General features: G+C 64.9%; 15 protein-coding genes. 6 read left to right on the forward strand and 9 right to left on the reverse strand.

The annotated features are described in order from the left end of the window. Nucleotides 1–76: 76 nt before the first annotated feature. Nucleotides 77–661, reverse strand: a complete 585-nt coding sequence (locus IC761_RS28340) for a HutD/Ves family protein (RefSeq protein ID WP_195799966.1) — start codon at nucleotides 659–661, stop codon at nucleotides 77–79. Nucleotides 662–729: 68 nt separating this feature from the next. After that, nucleotides 730–2,814, reverse strand: coding sequence for an adenylate/guanylate cyclase domain-containing protein (locus IC761_RS28345; RefSeq protein ID WP_195799967.1), 2,085 nt, complete (start codon nucleotides 2,812–2,814; stop codon nucleotides 730–732). Between the two features lie 299 nt (nucleotides 2,815–3,113). Here IC761_RS28345 and IC761_RS28350 point away from each other — a divergent pair, with 299 nt between their 5' ends. From IC761_RS28350 to IC761_RS28365, 4 genes are read left to right on the forward strand one after another with little or no spacing between them, the layout of a single operon-like run. Continuing rightward, nucleotides 3,114–3,419 carry a BufA1 family periplasmic bufferin-type metallophore gene (locus IC761_RS28350; protein ID WP_195799968.1) on the forward strand — a complete coding sequence of 102 codons (306 nt, stop codon included), beginning with the start codon at nucleotides 3,114–3,116 and terminating at the stop codon, nucleotides 3,417–3,419. Nucleotides 3,420–3,466: 47 nt separating this feature from the next. Then, nucleotides 3,467–4,375: an MNIO family bufferin maturase gene (bufB, locus tag IC761_RS28355; protein WP_195799969.1), complete on the forward strand. Its 909-nt coding sequence runs from the start codon at nucleotides 3,467–3,469 to the stop codon at nucleotides 4,373–4,375. Then, a complete protein-coding gene (locus tag IC761_RS28360; protein WP_195799970.1) occupies nucleotides 4,365–5,144 on the forward strand; it encodes an HvfC/BufC N-terminal domain-containing protein in 780 nt (259 codons plus the stop codon). The genes bufB and IC761_RS28360 overlap by 11 nt, the downstream gene beginning before the upstream one ends. Further along, nucleotides 5,144–5,662, forward strand: coding sequence for a DoxX family protein (locus IC761_RS28365; RefSeq protein ID WP_195799971.1), 519 nt, complete (start codon nucleotides 5,144–5,146; stop codon nucleotides 5,660–5,662). Before IC761_RS28360 ends, IC761_RS28365 begins: the two co-directional genes overlap by 1 nt. 6 nt (nucleotides 5,663–5,668) lie before the next feature. Here the strand turns inward: IC761_RS28365 and IC761_RS28370 are convergent, their stop codons facing one another. From IC761_RS28370 to IC761_RS28385, 4 genes are read right to left on the reverse strand one after another with little or no spacing between them, the layout of a single operon-like run. After that, entirely contained in the window at nucleotides 5,669–6,442 is a 774-nt protein-coding gene (locus IC761_RS28370; protein WP_195799972.1) for an enoyl-CoA hydratase/isomerase family protein, read from the reverse strand. Between the two features lie 40 nt (nucleotides 6,443–6,482). Beyond that, nucleotides 6,483–6,929, reverse strand: coding sequence for a tautomerase family protein (locus IC761_RS28375; protein WP_195799973.1), 447 nt, complete (start codon nucleotides 6,927–6,929; stop codon nucleotides 6,483–6,485). A gap of 27 nt (nucleotides 6,930–6,956) precedes the next feature. Beyond that, nucleotides 6,957–8,558, reverse strand: coding sequence for an MFS transporter (locus IC761_RS28380; RefSeq protein WP_368367074.1), 1,602 nt, complete (start codon nucleotides 8,556–8,558; stop codon nucleotides 6,957–6,959). Next, nucleotides 8,548–8,928, reverse strand: a complete 381-nt coding sequence (locus IC761_RS28385) for a tautomerase family protein (protein WP_195799975.1) — start codon at nucleotides 8,926–8,928, stop codon at nucleotides 8,548–8,550. The genes IC761_RS28380 and IC761_RS28385 overlap by 11 nt, the downstream gene beginning before the upstream one ends. A gap of 135 nt (nucleotides 8,929–9,063) precedes the next feature. On the opposite strand from IC761_RS28385, the gene IC761_RS28390 reads away from it, so the two are divergent. Beyond that, nucleotides 9,064–9,546, forward strand: a complete 483-nt coding sequence (locus IC761_RS28390) for a MarR family winged helix-turn-helix transcriptional regulator (RefSeq protein WP_195799976.1) — start codon at nucleotides 9,064–9,066, stop codon at nucleotides 9,544–9,546. A gap of 22 nt (nucleotides 9,547–9,568) precedes the next feature. Next, entirely contained in the window at nucleotides 9,569–10,216 is a 648-nt protein-coding gene (locus IC761_RS28395; protein WP_195799977.1) for a cysteine hydrolase family protein, read from the forward strand. Between the two features lie 69 nt (nucleotides 10,217–10,285). Here IC761_RS28395 and IC761_RS28400 read toward each other — a convergent pair whose 3' ends face one another. From IC761_RS28400 to IC761_RS28410, 3 genes are read right to left on the reverse strand one after another with little or no spacing between them, the layout of a single operon-like run. Then, nucleotides 10,286–11,431, reverse strand: a complete 1,146-nt coding sequence (locus tag IC761_RS28400; RefSeq protein WP_195799978.1) for an ABC transporter substrate-binding protein — start codon at nucleotides 11,429–11,431, stop codon at nucleotides 10,286–10,288. Nucleotides 11,432–11,457: 26 nt separating this feature from the next. Further along, complete coding sequence (locus IC761_RS28405) at nucleotides 11,458–12,306, reverse strand: amidohydrolase family protein (protein WP_195799979.1); 849 nt, start codon at nucleotides 12,304–12,306, stop codon at nucleotides 11,458–11,460. A gap of 22 nt (nucleotides 12,307–12,328) precedes the next feature. Beyond that, complete coding sequence (locus IC761_RS28410; RefSeq protein ID WP_195799980.1) at nucleotides 12,329–13,171, reverse strand: shikimate dehydrogenase; 843 nt, start codon at nucleotides 13,169–13,171, stop codon at nucleotides 12,329–12,331. Nucleotides 13,172–13,207: the final 36 nt, after the last annotated feature.

The raw sequence follows: 13,207 nt of genomic DNA on the forward strand, positions 1-13,207 counted from the left end.
CCTGATATGTTGTCCCGGAGCGGCGGCGTCAACCTAGCCAGTTGCCCGGATTGTGCGCAACGCTCCGGCGGACAGGTCAGCCGACCAGTTGGATAGACCCCAGCACGGCGAGCCCCGAGACCAGCGCCAGCGTCGACGCCTCGGCCAGTTCCACCTTCAGCGTATTTTCGTGCGAAATCGCAAAATCCTCGCCATCGAGACGGATGCTGCAATCGCCGCGCGCGGCGTAGACGAGATGCGTGCCGGCGGGCAATGGCCGGTCACCCGGATCTCTCAGTGCCGCGAGCTCGATCTCGACCGCGCCGCGGCGTCCCATCAGGTTGACGACCTCGACCGGGCCGGCCTGAAGCTCGGTGACGATTTCGGTCTCGCCGATGAAGCGCACCGTCGTGAACGGTTCGCGCTCGTCGAATTCCTGTCCGGGCGCTTTGAGCACCAGCCCACGGCCGCCGACGACCATCTGCAGGCGGTCGATGCCGGGCATGAAGGAGAAGGGACCAGGCTCGACAATCGGCGTCGAAGCGAAACGCCACAGCAGGCTGTCCCAATCCTTCACCGCAGCATCGGCGCGATGCGCGCCGGCGATATCGGTGAAGACGCCGCCACCGTTCTTCCAGGTCGAGCGGGTGTAGTGATCGGATGTCAGAAGGGTGGTTTTCATATCTCGCGCCCAGAATCAGCGCACGCATCATGCGCGGGGGTGGTCGACTTTGCCAACCGGTGATGACGCTATTTCGACCTGAGTGCAGCGACCGGCTGCCATGCCGCGTCGGGCGCCGCGTCCTCAAATTGCCGGCAGCGGTCGCGCATCAGCTCGGCCGGACGGTCGTGGCCGCGCTCGGCGAGCACGGCTTCGAACTCGGCCAGCGCCTCAGCGAAGCGCCGGGCGCGATAATGCGCGAGCCCCTGTTCGTAGCGTGCGATCCAGCCGGGCGTCTCGCCATCGCCGGCAAGGGCGATCAGCTCGTAGACGGAAAATCCCTCCTCCCGGCCATAGACCGCGATGCTGTCGATCTCGCGCGTGACGATGGCATCGCGGGCCAGATGCTCGGTCGCCTCGCCGATCAGGATGTGGGTGCCGAACGACTTGTTGGCACCTTCGAGCCGGCTCGCGACGTTCACGGCATCACCGATCACGGTGTAGTTGAGGCGTAGCTCCGAGCCGATATTGCCGACCAGCATGCGGCCGGAATTGATGCCGATCCGGATCTGGAGCGGCTGGCCGAGATCGTCGGTGATGCCGGATTGTTCGATCGCGCGCCGGCAGGCCAGCGCCGCGCGGCAGCAGCGCAAGGCGTGATCGGCCTGCGGCTGCGGCGCGCCCCAGAACGCCATCACGGCATCGCCGATGAATTTATCGATGGTGCCGCCATTGGCGACGATGACTTCCGAGGCGATGTCGAGATAGCGCGACAACAGCGGCACGACGCGATCGCCGAGGCGTTCGGACAGGCCGGTGAAGCCGGCGATGTCGATGAACATCACGCTGAGCTCCTGGATCGTGCCGCCCGGCTTGGCGTCGACGCCTTGCCGCAGCAGCGAGCGCACGAGATCGGCCGGGATGAATTTGCGGAACGCGGAGAGGCCGGCCGCCATTTCGGCGATGGCACCTGACAGGCTCGCGATCTCGCGCAGGCGCGACGGGTGACGCCGTACCTGCTCCAGCGCAAAGTTCTCGACATGGCGGATCTCGCCGACGACGCGCGTCAGCGGCGCGGCGATCACCGAGCGCGCCAGCATGGCCGACGCCAGCGCGGCAAGCACGGCGCCGATGGCGAGCCCGACAATCAGGCGCCGTAGCGTAGTCTCGACCGGGCCCAGGAACTCGGCTTCGGGGATGACCGTTGCCAGCCGCCAGCCGGGGAACGGAAGCGGCGCAATCGCGACCTCGTAGGCGGCCCCGCCCGAGGTCAGGCGGCTGCGCCAGGCCTCGTTGCGGCCATCGCTGCCCGTCTGCGCGAGCGCAGTCTGCGCCAGCGGCAGCAGCTCGCTGTCGCCACGCGCGACATGCAGCTCGTCGGCCTCCTTGTCCGGCGCCGCGACAAGATCGCCACGACTGTCGAGGATGAAGGCCGTTCCGGTGCGCCCGACCTCGAGCTGCGAGAGAAAGCGCGCGAGGCGGGTGTATTCGATGATGACGGCCAGCACGCCCTGGCGCTCCTGGTAGACGTCGATCGGACCCGCAAAGGCGATCGACGGGCGATCGCCGGTCGGATGCTCCGTGACGCGGAACCATTGCGGATCATCCGCGGTGAGCCCGGTCTTGAACCAGGCCTGGTCGGCGACGTGGAAGCCGGTCGGCTCGAACCGGCGATTGGCGAATTCGATGTCGCCGGGCACCACGTCGTACTCGTCGACGCGGCGCTCGCCGGCGTGATCGGTCAGCGAAATCTCCATCATCTCGAGGCGCCGATCGCCGAGCTTGTGCGCGGCGAAGAACGAACCGTCCGGCCAGCCGAAGGCGACCCAGGAGATCGTCGCCTGCGACTGCAATTGCGACAGGAACACGAATTCGCGCTTGTCGGCCTCGCGGGTGTCGAGCACGTTCTGGAGGAACAGGGTGCGAATGGCGGTGTGGGCGGCGCGAGCCTCGTCGACGATGGCCGCGACTTCTTTCCGGACCGCCGCCACGATCTGCTCGTTGATGGTGGAGGCAAGCTGCCGGCTGGTCGCCTCCGCCGTCCGCCACCACAACAGGCTCGCGAGCGCAGCCGTCAGAAGGATCGCGGTCAGCACCAGCGCCGAGACCGCCATGCGGATAGAGACCGTCAATCTGGCGATCTCCTGCAACCGCTCTCCCGGAAAGACCTTCATCGCAGTTCCGCCGTGACTGGCCGCGTGCTGACTCTACGCCGCGTGCGCCCGTTCGTTACTCGCAAGGATCGCCGACCGGTTCCAATGCCCCCCGGCTAATGTCTCGATAGCGCACGGGCATTGGATTTGCGCCCCCACTTGCGGCTTTAGTCCCGGCCAGGCGCACCGAGCGTGCGCTCCGCTCAACCGTCTCACGCACTCGTGAGCGACCCGCATTGTAACGCGGATTGCGAACGAGGCGAACGAGACCATGCGCCTTCGCTTTGCCAGGCGATGAAAACTCGAAAAAGGAGAACCCGATGTCTGCCAAACACGTCGTCACGTCACTTGCTCTCGCCGGCGCGCTGTCGACCGCGCTCGCGACCCTTGCCGCCGCCGCGCCCCTCACCAAGGCCGAGGCGGATGCCGCGGTCGCCGCCAAGAAGGAAAAATGCTTCGGCGTCGCGCTGAAGGGCCAGAACGATTGCGCCGCCGGACCGGGTACGACCTGCCAGGGCACCTCGACCACCGACTTCCAGGGCAATGCCTGGAAATTCGTCCAGGGCGGAACCTGCACCAGCATCGACCTGCCGGGCGGCAAGAAGGGCTCGCTGAAGCCGGTCTGACGCGCAGTCAGCACATCACGCCAACAGCAAGGAAGCGGAGAAGCATCATGATCATGGCCGCCAAGCCTGCCAATGTGCCACTCCGCTTTTCGCTGCCGATCGGCGGCCGCGCCGGAACCAGCTTCAAGCCCGAGCATCTGCCGGCGATCCTGGAAGCCGGACCACAACGCGGCTTCTTCGAGGTCCACGCCGAAAACTACATGGGCGCGGGCGGCGCGCCGCATCGCGCGCTCGAGGCCATTCGTCGCGACCATCCGCTGTCGCTGCACGGTGTCTGCATGTCGATCGGCGGGCCGCAGCCGCTCGACAGAGCGCACCTGGCACGCTTCCGCGCCCTCGTCGCGCGCTATCAGCCGGCGCTGGTCTCCGAGCATCTCGCCTGGTCCACGCATGAGACCAGCTTCTTCAACGATCTCCTGCCGCTGCCCTATACCGAGACGACGCTGCACGCCGTCTGCGATCACATCGACGAGGTGCAGGCGGCGATCCGCCGGCCGCTGCTGCTGGAGAATCCGTCGACCTATGTCGCCTTCCGGGAGTCCTCGATGAGCGAAACGGATTTCATCCGCGCCATCGTCGCACGCACCGGCTGCGGTCTGCTGCTCGACATCAACAACGTGTTCGTCTCCGCCACCAATCACGGATTTGCGGCGCGCGATTATCTCGCGGATTTTCCGCTGGCCGATGTCGGGGAAATTCACCTCGCCGGCCATGCCGAGCAGACCGATGACGACGGTGATCGCCTGCTGATCGACAGCCATGACGGCCCGGTCGCGGATGCCGTCTGGAAACTGTTCGAGATCGTGGTGGCGCGCCGCGGCGCGGTGCCCACGCTGATCGAATGGGACAGCAAGATTCCGGATTGGCCGGTGCTGCAAGCGGAAGCCAATGCCGCACAGGCGATCCTCGATCGCTGCCGGCCGGCCGCAGCGACGGAGGATCGTCGTGCGGCCTGAACCTGACACCGGCTTTGCCGCGGCCTTCGCGCCGGCGCTGCTCGATCCCGCGCGCGAGGCGCCGTCGGCCGTCACCGGGCGGAACGGCAGACCAGCCGGGCGACGCTACGACGTCTATCGCAACAACGTCACGGTCAGCCTGATCGAGGCGCTGGCCGCGATCTATCCGGCGGTGCAGCGCATCACCGGCGCCGATTTCTTCCGTGCCATGGCGCGCTTCCATGTCCGCAGCGATCCGCCGACCTCGCCGCTGCTGTTCGACTATGGCCGCGACTTTCCCGCCTTCATCGAGGCTTACGAGCATGCACGGCCGTTGCCCTGGCTCGCCGACGTCGCCCGCATCGAGCGGGCCTGGCTGGATGCGTATCACGCTGCTGATGCGACACCGTTGTCGCCCGCTCAGCTTGGCGCGATTGCGCCAGAGCGGCTTGCCAATCTCGTCTTCACGCCGCATCCAGCGGCGCGTGTCGTCCGGTCGCCATTCGCGGCGGTGACGATCTTCGCCGCCAACCGCGACAGCGCGCCGGTTGCGCGCATCGACGCCTCGACGGCCGAAGACGCTCTGATCACACGACCCGACTTCGACGTCGTCGTTCGCCACCTGCCGCCCGGCGGCGCGGTGTTCGCAACCGGCCTGATGTCGGGCCAGCCGCTCGGCGAGGCCGTGAGCCTCGCGCTCGACTCAACCGCCGATTTCGACCTCGCTACGAACGTCGCCGGCCTGATCGAGGCCGGCGCATTCACCTCAATCGCTTACGGAGACGCGTGATGATGACGGACCAGCGCATGTCGGCGGGTGGCAGCCTACTGTCACTCGGGCTTCTCGTCGACAAGGCCAATCATCTGGTGCAGACGATTGCCGCGCCGTCGCTCGTCCAGCTCGTGCTGCGCGTGGCGCTGGCGGTGCCGTTCTGGCGCTCCGGCATCCTCAAATGGGCTGGCTTCCTAAAGCTCAACGACACCGCGGTGACGCTGTTCTCCGACGAATTCATGCTGCATCTGCCGGGCGGCCCCTATCACTTTCCGGCGCCAACCGTGATGGCCTTCCTGTCGGGATGCGGCGAGATCACCTTTCCGATCCTGCTGATCCTCGGCCTCGGCACACGCTTTGCCGGGCTCGGGTTATTGTTCATGACCCTGATCGTCGAGCTCACCGTACCCGACGGCTGGCCGATCCACATCACTTGGGCCGCGATGGCACTCGCGATCATGGCCTACGGGCCGGGGCGCATCTCGCTCGACCATCTCGCCGACCGTGCACTGGGGCTGCCGGACGCGAGCCGCTGACAACGGCTATTTCACCACGCGTCCCATCGCCTCAGCCGTGGCGACGAGGCGCTGCTGAACGTCGGTTTGATCGAACAGCGGCATCGAGATGTCGTAGAGTGCCGCCCTGGCATGCCGGTAGCCCATCGTCCGCCACTGCGCCAACAGCTCCTTCGTGGCCGCGTTCGTCGACGGGAGATTGGAAGTCAGGCGGGCAGCGAAATCCTCTGCTGACGTCCACAGGACATCGTCCTCGACGACACGGTTAGCCAGATTCCACGACGCCAATTGGTCGGCCGATAATGGCTCCGAAAGCATCACGACTTCGATCGCCTTGGTTCGGCCGATGCGCTCGGCGAGTTGCAGTACTCCGCCCTGCAACGTCATGATACCGACGCGAGCCTCGGGGAACGCGAAACGTGCCGACCTGGTCGCGACGATCAAGTCGCAGCTCAAGGCCAGCTCGAAACCGCCGCCCATGCACCCGCCCTGAACAGCGGCGATCGAGGGCATTTTCAACGCTTCGAGACGTTCAAGAGCCTTCGCGAAGACCTCGATGCGCGGACGAAGCTCGTTGGCTGGAATGCCGGGCCACTCCCGCACATCGCCACCGAGACAAAAGTCGGGTCCTTCCGCGCGGACAATCACCGCCCTGGCCCCGCTTTTGGCGACGCGATCGAAGATGTCGAGAAGCTCGGCCCGCATCGCAAAGTTGATCCGGTTGCCTGCCGGGTGGTCGAGCGTGACGCGGGCAATGTCGCCCACAAAGTCCAGGTGTGCGTATTTCTGCGAGTCTTTCAAATCGGTCGTCCTTCCCGGAGAGAGAGCGATGCTTGGCGGCCTAGATCTCGACACCGGCTGCGGCCAACTCCTGGCGCTTCAGGGCGCTAATGCCTTTCCGCCATTCATCCTCGGCCCCCGGGTCAGGCAGCACCCGCCCGAACTCGACCATCTGCCGTGGCGGAATATCCAGCACGTAGACCCAGACATCTTCCGCGCCAACGCCTGCGATGTCTCGCACCTGCATCGCGATGTCCTGGATCAGGCCTGCCTTGACGTCGGCGCTTCGTCCGGCCCGGATCAGCCCGTGAACGAAGACATGCGGTGTCCTGTTGGGCTTGCCCCCGATGTAATGTTTTAGATCGGGCAGAGCCACGAAGATCACTTGCGCGAAGAAACCCGGTGCCCCGGTGTTGCTCTTGTGCGCATCTGTGATTGCCGCGGCTATGGCGTCGTGTTGCGCTGGCGTAAGCGTGACGTTCGCGGTTGTGACGGTGTAGGTCGGCATCTCTCGCTCCTTTCATCGGTCGATGTGTCATCCAGGCGCATGTCGGGGCCGCAGCTCGGTCGGTGTCGATACGGGTGGCGTCTCCGCCGCGCTGACCAGCCGCCAAGTGAGGATGGTCGAGACCAACATGAAAAACGCGCCAGCGAGGAACAGCGCCTGGTAGCCGTTAGCGAAGCTGGCGACGGAGAGGGCTTCGATGGCCGCCGCATCGTGACCAGCCACTGGTGCCCCGGCAAGGTGGCCGGCGGTGATCTCCTGGACCAGCCGCAAGCGATCGGTTGCGGATGCGTCGGGCAACCCTCGACCCACCGAGGCCGCTGCGCGACCATATAGCACCGCGCCAAGGGCTGCGATGCCGATCACCAGACCGGAAAACCGTACTGTTCCGGAAATGCCGGACGCCATGCCCGAACGTTCCCTTGGGATCACGGTCATTCCGACTTTGGTGGTCTCCCCGTTGAGCAGGCCCGCGCCTGTGCCGGTCAGAAGCATGCCGCCGATCATCTGACCGTAGGCAAGCTCGCGCACTACGGCTGCGAACCAGAACAGACCGAGACAGACGACAAACAAGCCGAGGCTCAGCAGCGCGCGGCCCGACAGCCGGTGGGCCAGATGCCTGGAAACGATCCGCGGCACGATGAAGAGCGGCACCACCATCGGCAGCATCATTGACCCGGCCAGTGCCGGGGCGTGGCCGAGACCGCTCTGCAGGAAGATCGGAATGAAGGTCAACATGGTCAGCATCCCGGCCGAGAACGACAGCTGCGCCAAATTGGCGCCGAGATAAGTCGGCCTGCGAAAATAGGACAGATCGAGCATGGGGCGTGCCTGCCGGAGTTCGACCGCGACAAACAGTGCAGAGAGGACTAGCGCGCCTCCCAGCTCGGCGAGAATCCAGCGATCGGTCCAGCCGCGATGGTTGCCCTCGATCAGCGCGAGCGTCGTCAGAAACAGGGCGCTGGCAAAGCAGGCCACGCCGGGCAAGTCGAGCCTCACGGCGTCAGGATCTCTTGAGGAATCGACGACCTTCACGATCAGGGCAATCAGGGCAGCACCGATCGGCAGGTTGACGTAGAAAGCCCACTCCCAGCCAAAGAGCTGCGTGATGAGGCCACCGACGATCGGTCCGCAGGCGATGCCGATGCCGACCACTGCGCCCCAGAACGAGAAGGCCCTCGCGCGCGCCTCGCCCTGGAAGGCGTGGGAGAGCGTTGCCAGTGCGGAGGAAAGCTGCATGGCCGCGCCGGCGCCTTGCAGGGCCCGCGCCGCTACGAGCACCGGGAGATTCGGCGCCGAGCCGCACAGCAGAGAGGCCACGGTGAAGACCGAGAGCCCGATGATCAGCATCGCCTTACGGCCGAAACGATCGGCCAGCGCGCCCGCCGGCAGCAACAATGACGCAAAGCTCAGCATGTAGGCCGTGATCACCCATTCGATTCCGGCGAAGCTTGCGTCCAGCGAACGCGCGATGGCCGGCAGCGAGACCGAGACGATGTTCGCATCGAGCTGGAGCATGAACGACGGTGCGGACGTGCAGAGCAGCACCAGGAAGGCATGACGCTTCGTCAGCCCGACGGCTTCGGCCGGAACTGCGGTCGCAGACGCCGGGTTCGCCATCTCATGCCGCATATTGCGCGACACCGTTGCCGAAGGACCAGTTCTCCTTCTTGACCTCGACGAGATTGACGAAGACGTCCTGCGGCCTGACGCCGGGCATCGACGCCAGCCCGGCAGCGATGGCCTTGTAAAGCGCCTTCTTCTGCTCGACGGTGCGGCCCTCGTTCCAGGTAATCTGGATGATGACGAGATCTTCGGTGCGCTCGATACCGAGATAAGTCGAATCGAACAGGAAGTTGTCGGCTTCGTGCTCGGTGATGACCTGAAACCGGTCGTTCGCAGGCACGCCGACGCCAATCATGGCCTCATAGACGACGCGGCCGATCGCTTGCCGATAGGTGGCGCTCTTGCCCTTCCGAAGGTCGATGCGAACAAGCGGCATGGCTGGCTCTCCTCAGAGTTGGAGACCAATCGAGCGTGGCGTCGATGGTCGAATATTATCTGCATATGCTTGCATTTCTCATATTATCAGCATATGCTGATATCAGGAGTCAAGAGGTTTGGCCGGAGGATCTGGATGACTGGACGCAAAGCGGAAGCAGACGGGGGCAGCCGTTGCAGCTGTACGGCGTTGCGCAAGGCGACCCGCCGCGTCTCGCAGCTTTACGATGCTGCACTTGCGCCGACCGGCCTCAAGACCACGCAGCGCGCCATTCTGGCTCAGATCAGCCGTTCCGAGGCGAGCACGGTCGGAGCGCTCGCCGAAGCGCTGGTGATGGATCCGGGCGCGCTTGCCCATACGCTCAAGCCGCTGGAACGCGATGGCCTGATCTCGATCGAGGTCGATCCGAACGACCGCCGCAGCCGGCTGATCGCTCTCAAACGCAAGGGCCGCGGCAAGCTTGCCGAGACCGACGACTGCTGGGCGCGCGCTCAGGCGAGCTTTGAAAGCGCGCTCGGGCGTGTCGAGTCCACCGCCCTACGCGAGGCGCTGAGCTTCCTGATCTCGGATGATTTCGTCGACAGCTTTGAAAAGGGCCTTTCGGCATCCTCTGACTGAACGCCGTTCAAGGAGAAACGCAATGACGTCAATCTACGATCCCAGGATCACCGCGCTGCTGTGCATCGATTTCTACAACGACTTCCTGAGCGAGGGCGGCAAGCTGTGGCCCTGGGTCAAGGACATTGCCCAGGAGATCAACCTGCTCGACAATCTTCGCAGTATCGTGCGGACCGCGCGCGAGGCGGGCATCACGGTGTACCATGTCCCGCATCACCGGTCGGAGCCCGGCGACTACGCGGACTGGAAATATCCGTCCCCCTATCAGCTTGGCGCGACCGAAGGGCAGATCTTTGCGAAAGGCACATGGGGCGGGACTTTCCACGACGACTTCCAGGTGCAGCCGGGCGACATCGTCGCAACCGAGCACTGGGCATCGAGTGGCTTCCCGAACACCGACCTCGAGCACAAGCTCAAGCGCTACGGCAAGGAGAAGATCATTTGCGTCGGCCTGTTGGCGAACACCTGCCTTGAAGCCACCGCGCGGATCGGAATGGAGCTTGGCTTTCACGTCACGCTCGTCCGCGACGGAACAGCGGCGCGCAGCCGCGAGGCGTTGCACGCCGCGCTCGATATCGACGGACCGACCTATGCTCACGAGATCCTGACGACGTCCGAGCTGATCTCAGCGATTAAAAACGCGACGTCCACCGACAAATCAGCAGCCTGACCGAGAATCGTAGCCCGGATTACGCTTACGCTCCATCCGGGCGACAGACGGCGCGGCCGCGGATCGCGCTCACTCGGCCTTCAGCTTCGGCAGCGTCTCGACGATCTTCTGCTTGCCGTCGACAATCTCGGCGAGGAAGCTCGCGCGGTCGATGTCGCCGTTCTGGTCCCAGCTCGCCTCCATCAGCATGCCCGGCGCCTTGTCGGGCGTCAGGGTCAGGCCCTTCATCGCCGCGCCAAAGGCCTTGCTGTCGAACTTGCCGATCTTTTCGGTGACGTATTTGACGAGGTAGACCGCGGTGTAGCCCTTGATGCCGTTGTGGTCGGGCCGGTACTTGAAGCGCTCGCTGAATTTCCTGGTGAACTCTTCAATGGCGGGAATCGGTGCATCGGCGCTTAAGCCGACATGGCCGCGCACGCCGTTGGCCGCGGGGCCGGCGAGCTCGACCACCTTCTGACTGAGCAGCGTGGTCTCGCCGAACAGCGGCGTCGACAGACCCTGCCGCTTCGCCTCGATCAGGAAGCGGGCGCTCTCTTCCTCGTTGGTGTAGACGAAGACGGCATCGGCCTTGGCGCTCTTCAGCCTGATGACGTCGGAGCCGAAATCGACCTGGCCTTGCTCGGTGGAAATATCGGCCGCAACATCGATGTTGCGCGTCTTCATTTCCCTCACGAAATTGTCGTGGCCGCCCTTGCCGAAATCGTTGTTGACCCAGACCACCGCAACATTCTTCACCTTGAGCTTGTCGTGCAGATAGTTGGCGATCTTCGGCATCGAGAATTGCTGGCCGAAGGCGGTGCGGAAGATCCAGGGATTGCCCTGCGTGGTGATGTCGGCGGCCTCGGCGCCGACGATCTGCGGGATCTCGGCCTGTTGCGTCAGTGCCATGTTGACCTTGACCGAGCCGGAATAGATCGGCCCGAGCACGACATAGGGATCCTTGTCCAACACCTTCTGCACTTGCGCGCGCGAGATGCCGGGATTGCTCTGGGTGTCCAGATGCTCGGTCTGGATCTTTCGGCCCAAAATGCCGCCAGCGGCGTTGATCTCGTCGACCGCGAGCGCGACGCCGTCGCGCCAATTGGTGCCGGAGACCGCGCCGGGCCCGGAGAGCTCGATGACATCGGGGATGTAGACGGTGGATTGCGCGTTGGCCCCGCCCGCCGAGAGCGATGCCGCGACGGCGATGAGAAGCGGCCCTGCAAGATGCCTCATGATGTCCCTCCCGTTTTGATCTGTTGTTATCTCGTTTGATCCGCCGCACCGTCGAAGCCGAGCAGCCTTGCCGGCGTTCGCCATAAGAGCCGCTGCTGGTCGCCGGGGTCCGGAAACAGTTTGGTCAACACCGCGAGCAGCGGGCCGTAGTCGAGCCGCCCAGTCGCGCGCAGGAACGGATAGTCGGAGCCCCAGACACAGCGATCGAGCGTGAAGGCGTCGACCAGCGCGGCGATGAACGGCCAGGCGTCCTCGTAAGGATGCGGCTGCTGCGAGAATTTGTAATAGCCGGAAAGTTTTATGTGCGCGGCGCGCTCGCGGCCGATCGCCAGCAGCGCCTGGAACGCCTTTCCGTTCAGGCCCTGCGCGACCGAGGGACGCCCACAATGATCGAACACCAGGCGCACGGATGACTTCTCGAGCAGCGGCAAAAGCGGGATCAGCTGATCATTCTCGACCTGGATCTGGAGAAACAGGTCGAGATCGACCAGCTTCTCCAGCAGCGGTGCCGCCTTGAGATAATAATCGGCGCCGTGGAACGGCACATTGAAGGCGACCCCGATCACGCCGGCGGCCTTAAGCCGTTCGAGCTCCCTGATGTCGACATAGTTCTCGACGACGGCAACGCCCCTGAAGCGGCCACCGCCCTGCTTCAACGTGTCGAGCAGGATGCGGCTGTCGCTGCCATAGCCGGTGTTGGTCGCGACCGCCAGCGCATGGCGGACGTCAAAGGCGTCGAACACGCGGATGAGCTGAGCGGCAGGCGCGATCTCCTGCCCGCTCGGCCGGTACGGCGTGTCAGCGCCATAGGGAAAGCGGACGGGATCGATCGCATGGATGTGGCAGTCGATCTTGGGGCACGTCGGCAAGGTCATGGTGCAAATCTCACCACACGCGTCAGAACGTGGCCTCGATGGCCTTGATCAGCTCCGGCGTTACATCCGGCATGACGCCGAACCAGGCCTTGAAGGCGAGCCGGGCCTGGTTGAGCAACAGGCCGAGCCCGTTCACGGTGACACAGCCGCGTGCACGGGCCGCGGCCAGGAATGGCGTCTCCAGCGGGGTATAGATGAGATCGGCGGTGAGTGTCGTGGGCTTCAGTCGCGACAGGTCGATCTCAAGTGCATCCTTGCCGACCATGCCGCGGTCGGTGCAGTTGATGAGCAGCGCCACATCGCCAAGTGCCGCGGCGCGATCGTCCCACGCGATGGTGCTGACAGCGGAGCCGAACTCCCTGGCGATCGCCTGCGCCTTGTCGGCCGTGCGATTGGCGATACGGATCTCGCGTGCGCCGTTCTCGAGTAGTGCCACCACCACGGCGCGGGAGGCGCCGCCCGCGCCCAGCAGCAGGATCGGCCCCGCATCGCCGCGCCAGTCGGCCTTGGCGTCGCGCAGGCTCTGCACAAAGCCATTGCCGTCATTGTTGAAACCGGAGAGCGTGCCGTCGGCCTCGATGACGATCGTGTTGACCGCGCCGATGCGCGTGGCGGTCTCGTTGACGCGGTCGAGCTTCGGCATCGCCGTCTGCTTGTGCGGCATGGTGACGTTGCAGCCGCGGAAGCCGAGCGCGATCAGCCCGCGAAGCGCATCCTCCAGCCGCTCCGGCTTGACCGCGAGCGGAACATAGGAGCCGCGGATGCCGTGAGCCTTCAGCCAGTAATTGTGAATGACGGGCGAGCGCGAATGCGCGACCGGCATTCCAATGATCCCCGCCAGCCCAAATCCATCTGCCTGCGACATGCCGCGCTTCCATCCTGACCCTGCGCCCTTCGGCGC

The organism is Bradyrhizobium commune, assembly GCF_015624505.1.
Taxonomy (GTDB): domain Bacteria; phylum Pseudomonadota; class Alphaproteobacteria; order Rhizobiales; family Xanthobacteraceae; genus Bradyrhizobium; species Bradyrhizobium commune.